Below are 22,723 nucleotides of genomic sequence, written 5' to 3'. Positions count from 1 at the left end.
ATAATTACTTACCATAATACACTGTCGGAAGAACATGTTGCTGTATTCTGTATGAATCAGGTGAAAATTAATGTTCGAATGAGACATGCAGAATCAGTAATATTTCCTTCCGTCAGTGTGTGAGGTAAGCAGTTGTCCTCGTGAATGTATTATGAAACATCCCCTTATCTCATTATATTATACTTCAAATAACATCTCGCCGTAGGTAGGAACTGGCCACAAATCCTTATCGACCAGAACCTCAAGGGCATCGATCGGCTCTCTTAATTCTGCCATCGCCGGGAATACGTTGTTTCTATAAAAGATAGCCATTTTATCAATCTCATTGATGGAAGAAGCCTCTGACACCAGCTTCTGTAGCTTCTTCAGGGCGGTCTGTGCAGCAGCTAGTAAGGAGGATATTTCCTTCAAAAGACTGGTTTGAACACTGATATCCGCATCCGGAACAGCTTCCTTGATTGCATTAATCGAATCTGCCAATCTCTTCGTATATTTAATAACAGCCGGAATATACTGAACACTTGCCATGGAAATCATAGTTCTAGCTTCAATATTAATAGCCTTGGCATAGGTTTCGTACATTATTTCCGCGCGGGAATGTAATTCCACTGCTGAAAATACATGATGCTTTTCAAACATCTTAATAGCCTTCTCTGTTACTAATGCCGGGATTGCCTCTACCATGGATCTGATATTCGGTAGTCCTCTTCTTTCTGCTTCCTCTACCCATTCCTGCGAATATCCATTCCCATTAAAGACAATTCTCTGATGCTCGGTTAAAGTCTTCTTAATTAAATCATGAACTGCCAAGTCAAAGTCTGTGGCAGCCTCCAGTTCATCCGCCATTTCTGATAAGACATCTGCTACTATGGTATTGAGAGTTGTGTTTGCAGGTCCTATGGACATGGAGGAAGCCACCATACGGAACTCGAACTTATTACCAGTAAAGGCAAATGGTGATGTACGGTTACGATCCGTCGCATCCTTCTTCAACTCCGGTAATGTATGAACACCTACATTCAATTTTCCTCCGTCTTTGCTACTCTTAGCTTCTCCGGTCTCAATTAGCTGTAAGATTACATCCTCAAGTTGTGTTCCAAGATAAACAGAAATTATGGCAGGAGGAGCTTCATATCCGCCAAGTCTGTGGTCATTACCCGGATTAGCAGCTGATACACGAAGTAAATCCGCATGTAAGTCCACTGCTTTTAGTACTGCGGAAAGGAATAACAGGAATTGTATATTCTCATGGGGTGTCTTACCTGGATCCAGTAAATTCTTACCGGTATCCGTTACCATGGACCAATTATCATGTTTACCCGAACCATTTACACCTGCAAAGGGCTTCTCGTGAAGTAAGCAGGCCAGATTATGACGGTTAGCAATTCTCTTCATACACTCCATAACCAGCTGATTATGGTCCGTAGCTATGTTCGCAGTTGCATAGATCGGTGCTAATTCGTGCTGCGCCGGTGCTGCTTCGTTATGCTGTGTCTTTGCTGTAACCCCCAGCTTCCACAGTTCTACATTCAATTCCTTCATGAAACAGGCAACTCTTTCCTTAATGCATCCAAAGTAATGATCATCCAGTTCCTGTCCCTTGGGGGGCATAGCCCCAAATAAGGTTCTGCCTGAGAAAATAAGGTCATCCCTCTGCAGATACTTTGCTTTATCAATTAAAAAGTATTCCTGTTCCGGTCCAACGGAAGGACTCACCTTCTTTACATCATGTCCAAACAGCTTACAGATACGGGTAGCCTGTGTGCTTAGAGCCTCCATGGATCTCAGAAGAGGAGTTTTCATGTCAAGTGCTTCTCCGGTGTATGAGCAAAACGCAGTTGGAATACAAAGCGTTACACCTGCTGCGTCTTCTCTTAAGAAAGCAGGTGATGTACAATCCCAGGCGGTATATCCTCTGGCTTCAAAGGTGGCACGTAAACCACCTGAGGGGAAGGAGGAAGCATCCGGTTCTCCTTTAATCAATTCTTTTCCCGAAAACTCCATGATTATCTTTCCATCAGAAGTCGGATTAATAAAGGAATCATGTTTTTCTGCAGTAATTCCGGTCATCGGCTGAAACCAATGAGAATAATGAGTCGCTCCACGTTCTATCGCCCAATCCTTCATCGCATTGGCTACCACTTCTGCTACACTCGGATCCAGGTCCTCACCATTTTGGATTGTTTTCTTAAGTGCAGCGTAAGTCTTCTTTGGCAAACGCTCCAACATCGTTGCTTCGTTAAATACGTCAATTGCAAATAAATCAGTTAATTTCTCTGACATATTCTATCTCCTCTCCTATAACGTATGAAAAAAGTGTCCTCATAATGATGAGAACACTACTGCTCTGATAGGTAAATAATATAAATAGTTTATACCATGTTTTCATTCAAAAGAAAAGCATAATTTTCATATATTTTCATTTTTGTGAAAATATTACAGATAGTATCTCCCCATATTCGATTGAATCTATGTTATAAATAAACGATAGAAAGTACCCTTTGCAAACTATCTATTGTCATAGAATATCGAATTTTATTCCAGATACCATTCATCCTTAGAGGTATTTTCCTCTCCCTCTTCCGGTTTCGGCATGTATTTTTTCATCACTCTTTCCATTAAGAAGGAATTTAAAAATGTAACACCTGCAGGGGCCAGAAAAATGGCTAACGGGTAAAATAGAACCGCTACAATCCCAGCTGCCGTTATCACCAGCATACCTGCTGTAAAAGGTAGATGCCTGATTGCCAAAAAGATACAAGCCTTTAACAATTGCTTAATCGTCATATCAAATCTGGACAACACCGGATAAACGTAGGTTGATACACTTGCAATCAGTATAGTAATTGCAACAAATACACCAAACAGTATAGAGCTTGAATTATTTTCACTGTTAATGGAAGCTCTCGCATAAAAAAGATCAAATCCCAATACCACGAACATGATTGTAAACATTACGCCTAAGATAGCAGCACGTTTAAAGTTCAAGCGGAAGGACCTGAAAAATTCACGCATTAAATAGCCTCTTTCACGACGAATCACCTTAACAGTGGCATAATACATGGCTGTATTCGCAGGACCGATTGTAATTATCGGAATGCAGAGTAAAGCCCAAACCACACTTAAGCACATCATGTCAAAGACTTTTCCCAACGTGGTAAAGAATTTATTATCCAAATTAAAAAAATTATTCATTTTCAATCTCCTCAAAGCTCATTTCTTAATATTTTATCACATCTGCTATCAGATATAAAGTAAAAAAAACATAAACTAATAGACTCTGAAGCAGTTTATAAATAACACGTTCCAAACCGTCTCAGAGCCTTATTATATTATTAACTTAATTTATGAATAAATAATCCGCTTCTCAGCTTTGGTTCAAACCAGGTGGACTTGGGTGGCATAAGCTTACCGGCATCGGAAACAGCAAAAAGTTCCTCGATGGAGGTGGGATACATGGAAAACGCTACTTTCATATCCACATTAACACGACGTTCCAGTTCCTTTAGTCCACGAATTCCCCCAATAAAATCAATGCGCTTATCCACTCTGGGATCCTGAATACCAAGAACCGGCTGCAGCAGATAGTTCTGAAGAATGGATACATCTAAGGCTGCTACCGGATCTTCCTGCTCTTTAATACTCTCTTTTGCCTCTAATAAATACCAGCAATCTTCCAGAAACATGCCAAAGGTAGCTTTCTTAGAGGGTGAAACCGGGTTATTCCCCATTTGCTTCACTTCAAAGACCTCTTCCAGCTTCTTCAGAAATGCATCCGTTGACAACCCGTTTAAATCCTTAACAGTACGATTATATGGCATAATCATCAACTGATCATGGGGAAATAATACGGACAGAAAATAATTGAACTCTTCTGTACCGTCGTAATTCGGATTCTCTTTTCTTCGTTTTAATCCGACCTTAACGGCGGACGCTGCTCTATGATGACCATCTGCGATATAAATGCTGTCGATTTCTTCAAAGGCATTCTTTATCTTATTAATTCTTACTTTGTCCGATATTCTCCATACATTATGTTGTACTCCATCCGGAGAAGTAAAACGATATATCGGCACGTTACTTTTCTCACTTGCAATTTCCTCTGTTATGACGGTATGAGCACGATAAGCCAGGAAAATGGGACCGGTCTGTGCATTGCAGGTATCTACATGCGTGATTCGGTCGATTTCCTTATCTTCTCTGGTGTTCTCATGTTTCTTGATTCTATTATTTAAATAATCATCAATGGATGCACATGCAACCAATCCGGTCTGGGATCGTCCATTCATAATCAGCTCATAGATATAATAGCAATCCTGTCCGTCTGTAATATAGGTACCGTCCTCCATCATATTCTGTAACAGCTCTTTTGCCTTCGCATAGACAATCGGATCATAGGTATCCACTGTATCTGGCAGGCTTGTCTCAGCCCTGTCGACCTTCAGAAAGGACAGGGGTTCCCTCTGCACTTCCTCTTTCGCTTCACTACGATTATAGACGTCATAGGGTAATGCAGCCACTCTGCTCGCGACAGTCTCATTCGGACGATAGCATAAAAATGGTTTCACTGTAGCCATACTAAATTCTCCTATCTAATTCTTAACTCATGCTTTCTTAAAATAAGGACATGAAGATTATTATTCATATCCAATAATATCCCCATGCCCTTATAAAACACTTACACTACTTATTTAACCACTCTTACCTTTAATACTCCCTGAATAGCAGAAAGCTTAGCTGCTACATCAGAGTTATTGGAGGAATCAACGTCCAGTACGGTATAAGCATAATCTCCTCTGCTCTTGTTTACCATATCGGATATATTAACATTGACAGCAGAGAAAGCACTTGTAAACTGTGAAAGCATATTTGGTATATTCTTATGATGGATAGCAATACGTCCAGCTGCTCTGCATACTCCTGCATCACAATTCGGATAGTTTACAGAATTCTTAATATTACCATTTTCCATATAATCCATCAATTGCTTAACAGCCATTACTGCACAGTTATCCTCTGATTCTTCCGTAGAAGCACCCAGATGAGGGATTGCAATCACATTTTCCATATTAGCAGTCTTCGCATTCGGGAAGTCCGTTACATATTTAGCAACCTTACCGGACTTCAGTGCTACTTCGATATCATTATCATTTACCAGCAAATCTCTAGCGAAGTTAAGAATGATAACGCCATCCTTCATCTGCTTAATGGTCTCTTCATTAATCATTTCCTTCGTATTAACACTAGGATCTGTATCCTCAATTAAAGGTGTGTGTACTGTTATATAATCACATTCTGCATAGATTTCTTCTCTTGTCTTAACATGAACTACATCACGGGATAAGTTCCATGCGTTATCAACAGAGATAAAGGGATCATAGCCATATACTGTCATACCAAGACGGTTAGCTGCATTTGCTACCAGCACACCAATTGCACCCAAACCGATTACACCTAATTTTTTGCCTTGAATTTCTTTTCCAGCAAATTTTGATTTGCCTTTTTCTACTAATTTGGCAACTGTCGGATCATCCTTTACGGTCTGAACCCAGTTAATACCTCCAACGATATCACGGGATGCTAATAACAATCCAGCAATTACCAACTCCTTAACACCGTTTGCATTGGCACCGGGAGTATTAAATACTACAATTCCCTTCTCCGCACATTTCTCAAGAGGGATATTATTAACTCCTGCTCCTGCTCTTGCTATCGCCTTAAGATTATCAGGAAGCTCCATATCATGCATAGCTGCACTACGTACTAAGACAATATCTGCTTCATTGAAATCCTCAGTTTTATTATATTGCTCGGTAAAAAGGTTCAACCCTACTCCGGCAATCGGATTAAGACAATTATACTTCATCACAATAACTCCTCTCCATGTTAAAAAATTATTTCCATAACAAACATCGTAACTATGAGGAAAGGTTGCATATCAGTTTATTATAACACAGAACTAATATGCAGCCTTGTTCTTCTTTCCGTTTCACCAATCACATGATATGATCATGTATTATATTGGTTTTCATATTTCGATTTACATACTATTTCAAGTTTTCTTCTTCAAACTTCTTCATAAATTCGACTAACTTCTGAACACCTTCGATTGGCATAGCATTATAGATACTAGCTCTCATACCACCAACAGTTCTGTGTCCTTTTAAGTTCTCAAAGCCAGCTGCCTTTGCTTCTTTTACAAACTTAGCATCAAGCTCCTCGTCGCCTGTAACGAACGGCACGTTCATTAAGGAACGATCCTCTTTCACTACAGTACCACGGAATAGTTTACTCTGATCAAGATAATCATAAAGGATTGCAGCTTTTTTCTCATTTCTTTCTTTCATGGCCTGTAAGCCGCCCATGCTCTTAATCCATTTGAATACTTTGCCACAGATGTAAATACCATATGCCGGCGGTGTATTATAAAGGGATTTTTCGTCTGCATGAATCTTATATTTTAACATTGTAGGAGTACCCGGTAAGGTATCTTCTGTGATTAAATCCTCACGGATGATTACGATAACCACGCCGGCAGGTCCGATGTTCTTCTGAACACCACCATAGATTACACCATATTTGGTCACATCAACCGGTTCTGATAAGAAACAGGAGGATACATCAGCTACTAAAGTCTTACCCTTAGTATTCGGCAGTTTCTTAAATTTTGTACCGTAGATGGTATTATTCTCACAAATATATACATAATCCGCATTCTCTGAAATCGGAAGATCGGAGCAATCCGGAATATAGGAAAATGTCTTGTCAGCTGAGGATGCAATTGCATTAGCTGTACCATAATTCTTTGCTTCCTGATATGCTTTCTTTGACCATTGTCCTGTAATTATGTAGTCTGCCACTTTATTCTTCATAAGATTCATAGGAATCATGGCAAATTGCTGTGATGCTCCACCTTGTAAGAAAAGTACTTTATAATTATCAGGAATATTCATTAACTCCCTCAAATCCTTCTCTGCTTCCTGAATAATTGCTTCGAAAGCCTTAGATCGATGGCTCATCTCCATAACAGACATTCCGGTGCCTCTGTAATCGAGCATTTCTTCTGCTGCTTCTTTTAATACCTCTTCCGGCAACATCGCCGGACCTGCTGAGAAATTATAAATTCTTCCCACGGTTTCATCCTCCTTATACACTTGATTATATATGCATCTTTGCATTTTACTTTAGTCAAGAAAAGTATTATGTTCATTATAAAACTACGTTATTTTTTTGTCAATAAATATATACTAATATTGTTAATAAGTCCAATTCAGCTCCGGCCGGATATCCGACTGGAGCTGAACTTTATCATTATTTCTTAATATCTTCTTCCGTAAATACCTCTTCAATTGCAGCTCCGGGAGCAACCATCGGCCATACCTTATCATCGCTGTCAATAATACATTCAATTACAACAGGCTCCTTTAAGGCAATTGCTTCCTTCAGAACACTCTCCACTTCTTCCTTCTTCGTAATTCTGTAAGCTTTGGCACCCATAGCTTCTGCAAGCTTAACAAAATCCACCTTATCATTTAGGTTCGTGTAAGAATATCTTTGCTCGTAGAATAAGGTCTGCCACTGACGAACCATACCAAGTACATGATTATTAAATATGATCTCAATAATCGGGATATTATATCGCGTTGCTGTAGCGATTTCATTCATATTCATACGGAAACAACCATCACCGGCAATATTAATTACTGTTTTATCGGGCATACCTACTTTTGCTCCGATACATGCACCCAGTCCGTATCCCATGGTTCCCAAACCACCGGAGGTAATGAATGTTCTTGGTAAGTTATACTTAAAGAACTGAGCTGCCCACATCTGATGCTGACCAACTTCTGTTGTAATGATAGCATCACCGCCAGTTACTTCATACAGCTTTTCCAGAACAAAAGGTCCGGTTAGTACTTCTTTATTGTATTTCAACGGGAATTTCTGCTTGAGATCATGAATATGCTCCAGCCATTCCTTATGATTTTGCTGTCCTAATCTTTGATTCAATAAGCGCAGAACCTCTTTGATATCGCCGACTACGCTGCAACGGGTGATGATATTCTTATTGATTTCTGCCGGATCCACATCAATCTGAATTATTTTCGCATTCTTTGCAAACTTCTTAACATTTCCGGTTACACGATCGGAGAATCTGGCTCCTATGGTAATCAACAGATCACACTCCGTTACACCCAGGTTGGAAGCCTTCGTACCATGCATTCCAAGCATTCCAGTGTATCTTTCATCGGTTCCGTCGAACGCGCCCTTTCCCATCAACGTATCCGTTACCGGTGCATCTACCTTATCAACAAATTCCTTTAATTCATCATGTGCCTCGGAGATTACTGCACCACCGCCTACGAATATAAATGGCTTCTTAGAGCGCTCAATCATTTCAATAGCCTGCTTGATATCTTCTTCTGTAATCTCATCCGTTTTACGTTGAATTACCTCTGGAGTAACTTTCTTATATGAGGTTTTTGCTGCTGTTACATCCTTGGTGATATCCACAAGTACCGGTCCTGGTCTGCCGGACTTTGCAATTTTGAATGCTTTACGGATAGTATCTGCAAGCTTGGTAATATCCTTTACAATAAAGTTATGCTTCGTAATCGGCATGGTGATACCAGCGATATCGACCTCCTGGAACGTGTCCCTTCCTAATAAATTCACTGCTACATTGGCTGTGATTGCTACCATCGGAACACTATCCATATATGCAGTAGCAATTCCTGTTACCAGATTCGTAGAACCCGGACCGGAGGTAGCAAAGCATACTCCAACCTTGCCGGTTGCTCTTGCATAACCATCAGCCGCATGGGCCGCACCCTGTTCATGGGAGGTAAGGATATGCCTGATTTCATTACTGTGTTTATATAATTCATCGTATATGTTTAAGATAGTACCGCCCGGATACCCGAATACGGTATCCACGCCCTGCTCCTTTAAACATTCAATTACTATCTGAGAACCTGTTAATTCCATTCTTTACCCTCATTTCCGTGTTTATTTTGATCACAAGCTCATGTTCATAACGAAGTCACAAACTTGATTCGTTAAAGGCTTCCTCTTGAATTTATTTTGCTTTCGGCACTTCAAGTATTGCTCCTCGATTACCGCTTGTAACCATGGAAACGTATCTTGACAGATAACCGGTTGTAATCTTCGGTTCACGTGGCCGCCATTTTGCCCTTCTTGCTTCCAGCTCTTCATCCGATATGACGAAATTAAGTGAATTTGCATTTATATCTATCTGTATAATATCGCCTTCCTCTACCAGAGCTATGTTGCCGCCAACTGCAGCTTCCGGAGACACATGGCCTACACAGGCTCCTCTGGAGGCACCAGAGAAACGGCCATCCGTAATTAGTGCAACGGAGGAACCAAGTCCCATACCCATAATCGCACTGGTAGGATTAAGCATTTCTCTCATTCCCGGTCCACCTTTCGGTCCCTCATAACGAATTACCACTACATCTCCAGGTACAATTTTGCCTCCCGTAATAGCTGCGATCGCATCCTCTTCACAGTCAAATACCCTTGCTGGTCCTTCATGCTTCAGCATCTCAGGAGCCACTGCAGAACGCTTTACAACACCAGAATCAGGAGCAAGATTTCCCTTTAAGATAGCGATACCACCGGTCTCACTGTAGGGATTATCGATTGGTCTGATAACCTCAGGATTAAGATTAACGCAATTTTGAATATTTTCGCCAACAGTCTTTCCTGTTGCGGTAATCAAATCTGTATGTAAGAGTCCCTTCTTATTTAATTCATTCATAACTGCATATACTCCACCTGCTTCGTTCAGATCCTCCATGTAAGTCGGGCCTGCCGGTGCAAGATGACACAGGTTCGGTGTCTTAGCACTAATTTCATTGGCGATATCTAAGTTAAGCTCAAATCCCACCTCATGAGCGATAGCCGGAAGATGCAGCATCGTATTCGTTGAGCATCCGAGTGCCATATCCACTGTTAGCGCATTCATAAAGGCTTCCTTGGTTAAGATATCTCTTGGTCTGATGTTCTTCTCAAGCAGCTCCATTATTTTCATTCCGGCCTGTTTTGCCAGACGAATTCTTTCTGAATAAGCCGCCGGTATGGTGCCGTTTCCTTTTAAGCCCATGCCGATTGCTTCGGTAAGGCAGTTCATGGAATTAGCAGTGTACATTCCGGAACAGGAGCCACAGGATGCACATACTTTATTCTCATATTCTTCTACTTCTTCTTCTGTCATCTTTCCTGCACTGTAAGCACCTACTGCCTCAAACATAGCGGAAAGACTGTGTTTCTTACCATTTACACGTCCTGCCAGCATCGGACCTCCACTGACAAAAATGGTAGGAATATTTAATCTGGCTGCTGCCATTAATAAGCCAGGTACATTCTTATCACAATTCGGAACCATAACTAGTGCGTCAAATTGATGAGCCATTGCTACTGCTTCTGTTGAATCAGCAATCAGGTCTCTGGTAACAAGTGAATATTTCATACCCTGATGTCCCATGGCTATACCATCACAGACAGCAATTGCAGGAAATACAAGAGGTGTTCCCCCTGCCATTGCGACTCCCAGCTTGACGGCATCGACGACTTTATCTATATTCATATGTCCGGGTACAATTTCATTGTAAGAACTAACGATTCCTATGAGTGGTTTCCTTAATTCTTCCTTTGTCAACCCCAGTGCATTGAATAATGATCTGTGGGGCGCCTGCGATATTCCTGTTTTTACTGAATCACTTCTCATCCTTAACCACCTTTTCTTTCATTATTATATCTCGCAATTTTATTCAAATAACGAGTTTTATAAATAGAACAAGCTGAATTGATGATACAATTCACTTGTTCCTATTAGATAACATATAATCGGTTAATCGGTTGAAGGTTTGGTACCGACATTTTTAATAGTACAGTATATGATAAAGGATTTTGCTGTAAAAATCAATGTAAAATTTAAAAATAATGGAAGTGGGCTCGATTTTGTTTCATCTATATAAATATACGGAAAATCAGATTATCTGCTTAATGTAAAAACGGTTGCAAATTTTAACTGATATCTTAGTCTCCCAACACAAGTATTAAGTAAACTTCATGTAAATTCTATGTAAAATTTAAATGATTGTATAAATTTTTTAATCAAATTCATTGCTTCTACTTTTCATTCGTGCTAATATTCATATGATTGTATCAATGACATTATTTACATAGAAAAGAAGTTACAGGAGGCATATTATGGCAACAATATCTTTAGCTGAGTTTTTACAGCAGCTGATTTCCAATCCGGCTTTATTAATAACTGTTGTGTTAGTACTTGGAGTTATCTTAGTGAACGGATGGACTGACGCGCCGAACGCTATTGCTACCTGTGTATCAACCCGCTCTCTCAGTCCTAAGAAAGCTATCATTATGGCAGCAATATTTAATTTTCTGGGAGTCTTTGTTATGACAATGGTAAGCAATGCAGTAGCACAGACCATTTATAATATGGTTGATTTCGGTGATAATCCTAAAAATGCGCTAATTGCTCTCTGTGCTGCTCTGTTTGCCATCGTAGTATGGGCTACTGCTGCCTGGGCATTTGGTATCCCCACTAGTGAATCCCATGCACTGATCGCTGGTGTGACTGGTGCCGCTATCGCATTACAGGGTGGAAAAGGTATAAACGGTGGTGAATGGATTAAAGTTATCTATGGTTTATTTATGTCCTCCATTATGGGCTTCATTATCGGATATATTGTTACGAAATTAATAGGCTTTATATGCAAGGGAATGGATCATCGTAAGACAAGCTCCTTCTTCCGAAAGGCACAGGTATGCGGAGGTGCTGCTATGGCCTTCATGCATGGTGCCCAGGATGGTCAAAAGTTCATGGGTGTATTCTTACTCGGGGTATTTCTCGCAAAAGGGCAAGGAAATATTACTAATTTCGAAATTCCTATCTGGTTAATGATACTATGCTCTGTAGTCATGGCCCTTGGTACTTCCATAGGCGGCTACAAGATAATCAAAACTGTGGGTATGGGAATGGTAAAGCTTAATACTTACCAGGGTTTCTCCGCAGATATCGCTGCTGCAATCAGTCTCTATGTTGCCTCCATACTTGGTGTTCCTGTTAGTACTACTCACACGAAAACCACTGCAATTATGGGTGTGGGTGCTTCGAAAAGACTGTCTAGTGTCAATTGGAGTGTAGTAAAGGAAATGGTCGCGGCTTGGGTTCTAACCTTCCCGGGATGCGGTCTACTGGGGATAATCATGGCTTATATTTTTATGAGTATATTTAAATAAGAAAGGGAGTATATTTATGTTGAAAAGAAAAAATGAATATAATTATTTTGATGCATTTGCAGATCTCGCAAAATATTCGTACAAACTTGCCGTGGCCCTTAACGAGACCTTATGTAATTTTGATCATAGCAATATCTCAGAAAAAGTGAAGGCTGCTCATGAAATTGAGCATAGCGCGGATTACGCAAAGCATGATATAATGAATCGACTGGTGAAGGAATTCCTTCCCCCCATTGAGCGCGAGGATATTACAACTCTCACCCAGGAAATAGATGATGTAACTGATTCCGTGGAAGATGTCTTAATCTATATTGATATGTTCAATATTCAGTCCATACGTCCGGAGATCATTAAATTTACGAATCTGATTGTAACCTGCTGTAAAGCCATGGACGAAGCACTGGAGGAATTCAAGAATTTCAAGACCTCCAAAACCCTTCGTGATAAGATCATTGAAATCAACCGCCTTGAGGAAGAGGGAGACGCACTCTATGTAGATTCCATGCGTAATCTCTATCATACCTCTAAGGATCCCATTGAATTAATGTGCTGGACTGAGATCTTACACCGTCTGGAAAAATGCTGTGATACTTGCGAAGATGTAGCTGATATCATCGAAAGCATAGTGATGAAAAATTCCTAACAGATCTATCATTCTATTATTCACATTTTCGTTATGCCATTATGGCAGTAGATAGGAGTTAATATGAATATTGAGAAGCAAAAGGCGTTTATTATACGTGTCCTATACATTGCAATTATATTGTTACTGGTATATGTAGGTATTAAATACCTGCTTCCCTTATTAATGCCTTTTGTAATCGGTCTGATTATTGCTGTGTCCTTTCGGCGTCTGATTGACTTGGTTGAGAAAAGGACTCGTATAAAAAGGGTATTTGTTTCTATCATCATACTGATCATTTTTTACAGTATTGTAGGTCTCATCTTAAGCTTGATTGGTTTTAAGGTCTTTAATTTCCTCGGTGAACTATTTAACAGTATTCCCGCCCTTTATCAAAACACCATACTTCCTGCTTTGAATAAGGTAGCCGATGATTTAATGAACCGTTTTCCAGGTATTGAGCTCTATGTGGAGGATTTCCTGAATAATATCAGTGATTCCATATTCAAATTTCTTACCAATGCTTCCTCTACCGTAGTATCGAAAATTACTAACTTTGCAGGACAATTACCTTCCTTCCTTATTAAATTGATTTTTACCATCGTATCATCCTTCTTCTTTACGATTGATTATTATCGGATTACTGATTTTATCATATGTCAGTTTAAGGGAGAAAAACAGAAAATGATATTGAAGCTTAAGGATAGCGGTATAGGTACCCTGGCTAAATTTATCAAGGCTTACGCAGCGATCATAACGATTACATTCATGGAACTATCTGTGGGCTTTCTAATTCTTGGAATACCAAACGCTTTCTTCTTCGGAGGCCTTGTAGCGATTATTGATGTAATGCCCATCTTAGGTACGGGAGCAGTTCTTCTACCATGGTCCATTATTTCTTTTATCTTAGGAAATACAAAGCTAGGTATCGGAATGCTACTGCTCTACATTATCATAACGGCTGTCCGCCAATCCATTGAACCGAAAATAGTCGGACAGCAAATTGGATTACATCCGTTAGTTACTTTAATTCTTATGTTTGTGGGGACACAGCTGATGGGCGTTCTGGGTCTCTTGCTCTTGCCGATTATCGCTACAATACTGGTAAAGCTGAACGAAGAAGGTACCATTAGCTTATTCCAAAGACCAAGTCAAAATAAGGATAATGAAAAAGAATAAACACAATGAACAGCTGGAATTAATCAAATAATTATTATCAAAATTTGACCAGCGATCTGGTTGCATAAAGATACCAAGGTAATATCAGAATATTATAATAGTCTATAGATAAAGCTCACTAAGGAAGCAAACCATAGTGAGCTTTATAAATATTCTTCTCTTAGAAGGTTCTATCCTTCGGTTCAAAGGTTGCACAATCTGTTTCTTCTGAGCCTTTCGCATTTCTGGGTTCTACGCTGATTTTCTCAGCAGCACAATGATCACCGTTCATATAATATTCACAGGTATTAACTACACACTTAATTCCTTCATTGGGTTTTTCCATTTTTCTAACTGCCATAATTCCTCCATTCCGCCGCAAAAAGCAGCTTATTTATAACTAGTACTACCGTATTATTATTAGCATGGCAGCAAGGAAAAATTCATTGCAGTATTAAGTTTTTAGTAATATAAATTAATATTTTTTATTAAAATCATCTATATCTATTATGAATACTATGATCATAGATTCATCTTATGAATATAGATAATTTCGTTCTATGAATACCTGCTATAGATTTTTAATAATCGTATAAAATGATTTGCTTCTCTTAAGGTATGGTCTCCCAATAAAGGTATAATTATGGATCTAATCTGACAATCCAATAATCCTTCCGTACCTTGAGTTTTAAAATCTCGTATATTCTTTGTCGCCCTAAGGCTTTCCTCTGTCACTCGGTAAGAATCACAGTTTGCCATATCCATAGCATCCCTTGCTTCCTTTGTCAGTTGATCGAATTCTTTTCCAAAATTATGTGCTGTCTTAATCAATTCCTCTTCCGTCGGGTCTAATAAACCTCGAATAAATTTAGAATGCTCAGCCATAATTTGATTCCAGAAGGCTTCCTGTTCCAGCGCTTCTCTCTGCAGATCGACTTCCTTTCTGCTTTGAAGTCTACGTATGATATGCTGATACAATCTTGCTTCTCTCATAATATGTTCAATTAGTAGCGGATAATTCACGGTGTACATTCTACATTCCAATACGTTCTTCAAAATGTTGCTTTTAAATGCAATAATGTCATTCAGTAATTTGATTGCTTTTCGATTTATAATCGTTACTCTTTGTTCAAGAACTCTATCATTCCTGTCTCTTCCACAACCTAAACCTAATACTGCTTCCGTTAATTTTCTGTTAATCGGGACGCCTGTATAGAATTCGGTTACCTTCTCTGCCTCCAAAGTAAATTGAGTAGCTGCTTCACCGGACTTTAACAAATCCTCACTTACTACACCATCGGATATGGAGATTACATCTGATAACAACTCGTCAAAGCATGCCCTTAGTTTTTCCGCATGCTGTGCATATTTACGATCACGAGGGGTAAATCCGATCTGAAGGAAGAATGCATGTTCTTTCATGATACGTGCAAAAAACAAATGTGTTTCAAGAGACTGTCGTACATAATCAAAGCATGATAGCAAAATAAATCCTCCTTATGGCATAAGGTCTTTCCTTAATAGTCTATTTCTTTCATTCTGATTTGTTACATTATTGTCAGAAAAAAATTTATCAGATAAAGCGGCATATTTTTCTATATCCAAATTGATATAAACAAATTAATATATAAACTTTTAAAAAACTTCCTTTACAACAACAAAAGGAACCGGATATTACACAACTCTTTCGAATGATGTTCTACCCGGTTCCCATAACCAATTTATAAAATCAATGTTTTTTGAGGGAAAACATTGATGTAATATGTCGCGTTTCTCTAATCCGGAAATTGCCTTGCAATTCCCATCGACATCATATCTGCCATATCAAGTACTTGCATTTCTATGTCATCTATAAGCTTCACCGCATCCTGATAGTTCTGAGTCAGAACAGCGGTAACGAAATCCGTAAGTAGATTCAAATGCTCAAATAACATAGCACTCCAGTCATCCACGCTCCAGTACTCATTCATACTTGCCAGAAGTGACGCAATCTGCTCTGCATTCTCACGCCATCTCTGATCGGCATTTGCCAATGCATCCGTATCACCAATTTTTGCAGCTTCTACTACCTCTGCAGCAATTGTTAAATGCCTTGTCATTAGATCCCCCAGGGCTTGAGCTGAATCTACTCCATAATACTGGCTGAAAGCGTTGGCAAAATCAGTGGCGTTCCGAAGTAATCTCTGAATCACCATCTCTCGTTCCGGTAAATCATGTATGATTGAGATGATTGCCATAGCCGTCCAATGCGAATGCTGCTCCCACAGCATACGGAATAGGTTCATCAGCTCTTCCATATCCCCGTCCATACCATCCATATCATACATATCATCCATAGCATCATCCAGTTCCTCATCCATATAATCATCCATAAATTCACCCATAGGACCGGTTCCGTTTCTCGGATAGGACGGATAATATTGGTATCCCGGTCTTATTGTTATTACCTGTCCTATCAAAAGATTTCTAGGATTTATTCCAGGGTTTAATTCCATAATTGAATCTACGGTAGTATTAAATACCTGGGCCAGCATCCATATGGTATCATATGGTCTGATTGTGTAACGTATCGTACCATTCATATTAATAACCATCACCTATTTGAAGTTCTATATCAAGTTATGATAGATGAATTGATTCTGTGCATTTATTTAGGTGATTTTAAACCATATTCACCGGGATGATTTCTTTCATATGATGATATCGTCCAGGAACTCAACTATAAAGATTACTACTTATTTATTATTAATATAATTAATTAGTCCTTCTGCTTTGATTATCTTCTGCATAAACTCCGGAAATGCCTGACCCTGATACTGTGTTCCTTTCGTTCTGTCATAAATAATACCGCTGTCAAAGTCGATTTCCACCTCATCACCTGCTTCGATTTCCTTGGCAGCTTCCGGGCACTCAATGATCGGAAGACCGATATTGATTGCATTACGGTAAAAAATTCTTGCAAAAGTTTCTGCAATCACACAGCTGATTCCAGATGCCTTGATGGCGATCGGTGCATGCTCTCTTGAGGAGCCACAGCCGAAATTCTTATTTGCCACCATGATATCTCCCTGTTTAACCCGGTTTACAAAATCTTTATCAATATCAATCATACATTTTGCTGCCAGCTCCTTCGGATCGGAGGAGTTCAGATAACGCGCAGGTATAATTACATCCGTATCTACATTATCACCATATTTATGTACTTTTCCAAATGCCTTCATATTATCCCTCCTATAAACCAAGTTCCTGTGGTCCAGAAATCTTACCGGTTACTGCACTGGCTGCTGCAACAGCGGGACTTGCCAGATAAACCTCCGAATCCACATGACCCATGCGTCCGACAAAGTTACGATTGGTAGTAGCCACTGCCTTTTCACCTGCAGCAAGGATACCCATGTGTCCGCCCAGACACGGTCCGCAGGTAGGTGTACTTACCACTGCACCTGCCTTGATAAAGGTGGCAAGAAGTCCTTCTTCCATCGCCTGAAGATAGATCTTCTGAGTGGCAGGGAATATAATAACACGCAGACCCTTTGCAACTTTTCTTCCCTCGAGAATTTTTGCTGCAACACGCAAATCATCTATTCTACCATTGGTACAGGAACCAATCACAACCTGATCTATTTTAACATCGCCAACCTCATCTATCGTTCTGGTATTCTCCGGTAAATGAGGAAACGCTACTGTAGGCTTCAGCGAGGATAAATCAATCTCATAGACCTCATCGTATTCAGCATCTTCGTCCGCTTCATATATCTTATATTCCTTGTTTGAATGATCCTTGATATATTGAATCGCCAGATCATCCACTGGGAAGATACCGTTTTTTGCTCCTGCTTCAATGGCCATATTCGCCATAGCAAAACGATCATCCATGGATAAATTCTTAATTCCGTCTCCTACAAACTCCATTGATTTGTATAATGCACCATCCACTCCAATCATACCAATGATATGAAGGATGACATCCTTACCGCTAACCCATTTTGCAGGCTTTCCGGTCAGTACAAATTTCAGTGCGGAGGGAACCTTGAACCAGGCTTTTCCTGTTGCCATACCTGCTGCCATATCCGTACTTCCGACACCTGTTGAGAATGCACCCAATGCACCATAGGTACAGGTATGGGAATCCGCACCGATTACCACATCTCCTGCAACCACTAATCCTTTCTCTGGTAGTAATGCATGTTCGATACCCATCTCACCAATTTCAAAATAATTCGTAATATCCTGATCCTGAGCAAATTCACGAACACATTTACAGTGCTCTGCAGACTTGATATCTTTGTTCGGAGTAAAGTGATCTGGTACTAATGCAATCTTGTCCTTATGAAATACCTTCTTAATCTTCATCTTTTCCATCTCATGGATTGCTACCGGAGCTGTTACATCATTACCCAATACTAAATCTAAATCCGCTTCAATTAACTGGCCGGCAGTAACCTTGTCAAGCCCTGCATGTGCTGCCAGTATCTTCTGCGTCATTGTCATTCCCATATGATTTCCTCCTTATATCTATATTAGTTAGTTTCGATAATTGCGAAGCTCTGAAAATGTCTTAACTGCGTATATAGCAGATACATATTCCTACGCAATTTCCTGAACGATCAAATCTCCCATTTCCTTTGTTCCTACTAAGGTCTTACCCTCCTGCATAATATCAACTGTCCGGTAACCCTTCTTTAATACCGACTTCACTGCTGCTTCAATTTGATCTGCTTCCTTCTCTAAATCAAAGGAATAGCGAAGCATCATGGCAGCAGATAGAATGGTCGCAATGGGATTTGCCTTGTTCTGACCAGCGATATCCGGTGCTGATCCATGACTAGGCTCATACAGACCAAGCTTTGTATCACCAAGACTGGCAGATGCGAGCATTCCAATGGACCCAGTAATCATACTTGCTTCATCGGATAAAATATCTCCAAACATGTTTTCCGTGAGAATCACATCAAATTGTCTTGGATTCTTAACCAACTGCATGGCACAGTTATCCACAAGCATATCGGTAAGTTCTACCTCCGGATAATCCTTTGCCACTTCTTTGGTTACCTGTCTCCACAATCTTGAGGAATCCAGTACATTTGCTTTATCAACACTGCATACCTTTTTATTTCTCTTCATAGCAATTTCAAAAGCCCATTTTGCAATTCTGCGTATCTCCGTTTCATCATATACTAGAGTGTCCGTTGCCTTGCGAATTCCATTTTCCTCGACAGTACTACGAGCCCCAAAGTAAAGTCCTCCCGTTAGTTCTCTCATAACCACAAAATCAAAGCCACTTCCTACAATATCTTCCTTTAGAGGACATGCTTCCATTAACTCATCAAATAAGATGGCTGGACGAATATTGGCAAACAGCTTTAGCCCTTTACGAATAGCCAAAAGCCCCGCTTCCGGTCTTAGATGAGGCGGAAGGCTGTACCAATTGGACTGCCCAACATTACCACCTACGGCTCCCAATAATACGGAGTCACTGTTCTTTGCTGTCTCCAACGCTTCTTCCGTTAACGGGACACCAGTAGCATCAATCGAAGCACCTCCCATTAATACCTCCGTGTAATCAAATTTATGTCCATATCGTTTTCCGATTTGATTCAGTACCTTTTTTGCTTCTTCAATAATCTCAGGTCCAATTCCATCACCAGGAATCACTGTAATCTTGTAATTCATGCTCTTACTCTCCCTTATTTTATGAGAGGTGGTCTCCTCCCATATTAATTTCTATTGTCATTCTATCACATCATTTGATATAATTAAAATACATATTAAGAATACTTGTTATAACTATATATTATATTGGAATGAATCAGGATATATATCCAGCAGAACGGAGGATGCTTTATGAATCAGAACTTACCCCTTTATCATATTTTTAATTGCGTTGCAGAGAATGAAAATATCTCCCGCGCAGCGAAGCAGCTATTTATCAGTCAACCTGCTGTCAGTAAGGCCATCAGTAATCTGGAAGAAAGCTTACAGGTCACATTATTCATCCGTAACTCACGTGGAGTTAAGCTGACGGATGAAGGGAAGCTTCTGTATGAACATACCCGCATAGCCTTTGATGCTCTGAGTAAAGCAGAAGAAAATATAATTCGTATCCACGATCTTGGTATCGGCCACCTCCGCATCGGTGCCAGTACCACCTTATGTAAATACCTTCTACTCCCCTATCTGGATGGCTTTGTAAAAGAAAATCCACATATTAAAATTACCATAGACAATCAGTCCTCTTCCCATACACTAAAGCAGCTGGAGAACTGCACTCTCGATATCGGGCTGGTTGCCAAACCGGAAAATGGCGATGCCTTTCATTTTCTCTCTCTTGATGAAATCGAAGACATCTTTGTGGCAACCCACACTTATTTAAACAATCTGACACTTCGTGAAAATAGCTCGGATATATTTTCTAATGCGAATATCATGCTCTTAGACGAGAGTAATGTCACACGAAAATATGTAGATCAATACTTTAAGAGCAATAACATCGAACCGAAGCATGTCTTAGAAATCAGTACCATGGATCTCTTGATTGAATTCGCGAAAACAAGTCTTGGCGTTGCCTGCGTTATAAAAGCATTTGTAGAATCCGAATTGAGAGAAGGTACATTGGTTCAGATACCGGTTACTCCTCAACTAAATAAAAGAGAGGTCGGCTTTTGCTATTCCAAGAACGCCTACCTCTCTGATTCCATGCATAAATTTATGGATTATATCCGTAAATCTTCCTGATTATCCTATCGATAACGATGAATTATACGTCCTTATTATATCTCCGGTGGTTCTTCCTCGTCCGGTGTTACATTATCCCGCTGGGCATCATCTGTATTTTGCGATGTACCTGAGTTTCCAGCAGCCTTCGTAGCTTTCGGTACCGGAGTCGGGGTAGGTACAGGAAGATAATCCGGACGCTCCTCAACCAGATAGCTTGCTTTGACATAACGGATTTTCCCATCCATGACAAAGCTGGCCCATCCATCCTTAATCTCTATAACCCTGATCTTTTCCGTATGCACCAGGAAACCAACCGCTTCTGATTTCGTTGAAGGAGCGGATCGAACATTCAAGACATCACCGTATTTGTCCAGCTTCACATACATCGGTGTGGTAATTCCCACATTATTAGGGTCAATGGTAGGTGTCGCTTCTGCAGTTTCGGTTGTATCCTCTTCCTTGCCTTCTTCATTATCATCTGAAGGTGACGGGGTACTCTCCGTATTATCATTTTTCTCGTCATCAGTTGCTTCTCCGTCACTTATATCTACATCATCTTCTTTTGTGACTTCCTCACTATTATCGTCAAAATTGATCTCCTTCTCCGGAATCGGTGTCGGGATGAAATTGGTCATCTGATCCTTCTTACCGCAACCAGATAGACATAGTATCAATGTTATAACGCATAAGTATATCATCTTTTTCATAGGCTTCACTCCACTAGTGTTCATTTATTACCTATTAATAATAGCATAATTGTCCAGATTTACAATAAAGATTTTCTTACTTTATATTTAAATTTTCCTCATTAAATAGGATATTCTTTCGAAAGGTTTCATATGCATTCGGTATGCTGTAATCCGAAAGAATTTCATTTCTTCCGGCCCAAATCACCGAGTCCAGATACGGAGAGTTATTCGGTAATTCCTTCATCTTAATATGATATCCTGTCATATGCCATTCAACATGTGAGAATATATGCTTTGCATCTCCGATGGGTTGAATTTCGGCAGCAAGAATCCCCTGTGAAGTTAACTCCCTCTTAAGCTCCTTCAGGTTCAGTTTCATCTCCACGCCTGGGAACTCCCATAGTCCTGCCAACAATCCATTCTGCTTTCTTCTTCGTATAGCATATTTATCCTGATATTCCAGAACAAGAATGGTACGCTCTTCCTTTTTACGGGGCTTTTTGGCAGGCTTGTTCGGAATGAGTGCTATTGTATCCTCATGAAAGGCTTTACATATATGAACGACAGGACAGTGCTCACAGTCCGGCTTACCATTGGGGACACATACCATTGCTCCCAGTTCCATCAGAGATTGATTAAAATCTCCTGGACGGTCTTTAGGAATAATGCGCTCGATGTCTGTCCAAAGCTCCTTCTTCACGCTTAACCTCGTGATATCATCCGTACTTCCGGCAATTCGTTTCATTACTCGTAACACATTACCGTCAATGGCTGGAACCGGCTTCTGAAATGCGATGGAGGCAATTGCTCCGGCAGTATATTCTCCAATTCCAGGCAAGGATAAAAGCATATGGTAATCTCCCGGTAACTCTCCTGCATAATCTCGTACCACGATTTGCGCTGCTTTCTGTAGATTTCTAGCCCGGTTATAATATCCGAGTCCTTCCCAGAGCTTTAACAGCTTATCCTCCTCTACTTCTGCTAGGGCCTGTATATTCGGTAGTGCCTTGATAAATCGATCAAAATAACCCTTCACCGCTTCCACTCTCGTCTGTTGCAGCATGATTTCCGACACCCATACATAATAAGGCTTGGGATTGTCACGCCATGCGAGAATTCGGGCATTATAATCAAACCAGGTTAATAAATATGGTACAATTTCTCCATAATCATATGACATGCGCAAACTCCCTCCCAGACTGTATGATAACAATATCATATGTATCAGCAAAGCATTTTCCTC

At 40.0% G+C, this 22,723-nt stretch carries 19 protein-coding genes; 4 read left to right on the top strand and 15 right to left on the bottom strand.

Annotated features, from left to right (window positions below; all coding sequences use genetic code 11):
• Positions 1–177: 177 nt before the first annotated feature.
• From H0486_RS05190 to ilvD, 7 genes are all read right to left on the bottom strand, one after another.
• The gene (locus H0486_RS05190) at positions 178–2,283 is read right to left on the bottom strand and encodes a glutamine synthetase III family protein (RefSeq protein WP_228351983.1); all 2,106 of its coding nucleotides are present in this window, start codon (positions 2,281–2,283) and stop codon (positions 178–180) included.
• Between the two features lie 252 nt (positions 2,284–2,535).
• Positions 2,536–3,195 (bottom strand): YesL family protein, encoded by a 660-nt coding sequence (locus H0486_RS05185; protein WP_228351982.1) that lies wholly within the window; start codon positions 3,193–3,195, stop codon positions 2,536–2,538.
• Between the two features lie 140 nt (positions 3,196–3,335).
• The gene (locus tag H0486_RS05180; protein WP_228351981.1) at positions 3,336–4,577 is read right to left on the bottom strand and encodes a DUF1015 domain-containing protein; all 1,242 of its coding nucleotides are present in this window, start codon (positions 4,575–4,577) and stop codon (positions 3,336–3,338) included.
• 110 nt (positions 4,578–4,687) lie between these two features.
• Positions 4,688–5,869 (bottom strand): phosphoglycerate dehydrogenase, encoded by a 1,182-nt coding sequence (locus H0486_RS05175; protein ID WP_334298878.1) that lies wholly within the window; start codon positions 5,867–5,869, stop codon positions 4,688–4,690.
• 178 nt (positions 5,870–6,047) lie between these two features.
• On the bottom strand, positions 6,048–7,133 hold the full coding sequence (serC, locus tag H0486_RS05170) for a 3-phosphoserine/phosphohydroxythreonine transaminase (protein WP_228351979.1): 1,086 nt from the start codon (positions 7,131–7,133) through the stop codon (positions 6,048–6,050).
• A 178-nt stretch (positions 7,134–7,311) separates the two neighbouring features.
• Entirely contained in the window at positions 7,312–8,988 is a 1,677-nt protein-coding gene (ilvB, locus tag H0486_RS05165) for a biosynthetic-type acetolactate synthase large subunit (protein ID WP_228351978.1), read from the bottom strand.
• A 91-nt stretch (positions 8,989–9,079) separates the two neighbouring features.
• Positions 9,080–10,753 (bottom strand): dihydroxy-acid dehydratase, encoded by a 1,674-nt coding sequence (ilvD, locus tag H0486_RS05160; protein ID WP_228351977.1) that lies wholly within the window; start codon positions 10,751–10,753, stop codon positions 9,080–9,082.
• A 485-nt stretch (positions 10,754–11,238) separates the two neighbouring features.
• Between ilvD and H0486_RS05155 the strand changes: the two genes are divergently transcribed.
• The 3 genes from H0486_RS05155 (at position 11,239) to ytvI (ending at position 14,095) form a co-directional block, all read left to right on the top strand.
• On the top strand, positions 11,239–12,294 hold the full coding sequence (locus H0486_RS05155) for an inorganic phosphate transporter (protein WP_228351976.1): 1,056 nt from the start codon (positions 11,239–11,241) through the stop codon (positions 12,292–12,294).
• Positions 12,295–12,310: 16 nt separating this feature from the next.
• Positions 12,311–12,937, top strand: coding sequence for a DUF47 domain-containing protein (locus H0486_RS05150; protein WP_228351975.1), 627 nt, complete (start codon positions 12,311–12,313; stop codon positions 12,935–12,937).
• Between the two features lie 63 nt (positions 12,938–13,000).
• Complete coding sequence (gene ytvI / locus H0486_RS05145; RefSeq protein WP_228351974.1) at positions 13,001–14,095, top strand: sporulation integral membrane protein YtvI; 1,095 nt, start codon at positions 13,001–13,003, stop codon at positions 14,093–14,095.
• Between the two features lie 160 nt (positions 14,096–14,255).
• On the opposite strand, the gene H0486_RS05140 is transcribed toward ytvI, so the two are convergent.
• From H0486_RS05140 to leuB, 6 genes are all read right to left on the bottom strand, one after another.
• Entirely contained in the window at positions 14,256–14,435 is a 180-nt protein-coding gene (locus H0486_RS05140; RefSeq protein WP_228351973.1) for a DUF1540 domain-containing protein, read from the bottom strand.
• A 197-nt stretch (positions 14,436–14,632) separates the two neighbouring features.
• Positions 14,633–15,559: a DUF2935 domain-containing protein gene (locus H0486_RS05135; RefSeq protein WP_228351972.1), complete on the bottom strand. Its 927-nt coding sequence runs from the start codon at positions 15,557–15,559 to the stop codon at positions 14,633–14,635.
• A gap of 290 nt (positions 15,560–15,849) precedes the next feature.
• A complete protein-coding gene (locus H0486_RS05130) occupies positions 15,850–16,656 on the bottom strand; it encodes a LysM peptidoglycan-binding domain-containing protein (protein WP_228351971.1) in 807 nt (268 codons plus the stop codon).
• Positions 16,657–16,809: 153 nt separating this feature from the next.
• On the bottom strand, positions 16,810–17,295 hold the full coding sequence (gene leuD / locus H0486_RS05125) for a 3-isopropylmalate dehydratase small subunit (protein WP_228351970.1): 486 nt from the start codon (positions 17,293–17,295) through the stop codon (positions 16,810–16,812).
• A 10-nt stretch (positions 17,296–17,305) separates the two neighbouring features.
• Positions 17,306–18,571 (bottom strand): 3-isopropylmalate dehydratase large subunit, encoded by a 1,266-nt coding sequence (leuC, locus tag H0486_RS05120; RefSeq protein ID WP_228351969.1) that lies wholly within the window; start codon positions 18,569–18,571, stop codon positions 17,306–17,308.
• Positions 18,572–18,661: 90 nt separating this feature from the next.
• Positions 18,662–19,747, bottom strand: coding sequence for a 3-isopropylmalate dehydrogenase (gene leuB / locus H0486_RS05115; protein WP_228351968.1), 1,086 nt, complete (start codon positions 19,745–19,747; stop codon positions 18,662–18,664).
• 171 nt (positions 19,748–19,918) lie between these two features.
• On the opposite strand from leuB, the gene H0486_RS05110 reads away from it, so the two are divergent.
• Entirely contained in the window at positions 19,919–20,809 is an 891-nt protein-coding gene (locus H0486_RS05110; RefSeq protein ID WP_228351967.1) for a LysR family transcriptional regulator, read from the top strand.
• A gap of 35 nt (positions 20,810–20,844) precedes the next feature.
• On the opposite strand, the gene H0486_RS05105 is transcribed toward H0486_RS05110, so the two are convergent.
• Complete coding sequence (locus H0486_RS05105; protein ID WP_228351966.1) at positions 20,845–21,498, bottom strand: SH3 domain-containing protein; 654 nt, start codon at positions 21,496–21,498, stop codon at positions 20,845–20,847.
• Between the two features lie 76 nt (positions 21,499–21,574).
• Positions 21,575–22,660: an A/G-specific adenine glycosylase gene (mutY, locus tag H0486_RS05100; RefSeq protein WP_228351965.1), complete on the bottom strand. Its 1,086-nt coding sequence runs from the start codon at positions 22,658–22,660 to the stop codon at positions 21,575–21,577.
• Between the last annotated feature and the right edge of the window lie 63 nt (positions 22,661–22,723).

Origin of the sequence: Variimorphobacter saccharofermentans (genome assembly GCF_014174405.1) — a bacterium.
Lineage (GTDB): Bacteria > Bacillota > Clostridia > Lachnospirales > Lachnospiraceae > Mobilitalea > Mobilitalea saccharofermentans.
The sequence above is the reverse complement of the archived record's forward strand: the minus strand, read 5'-3'. Positions and strand labels throughout refer to the sequence as shown.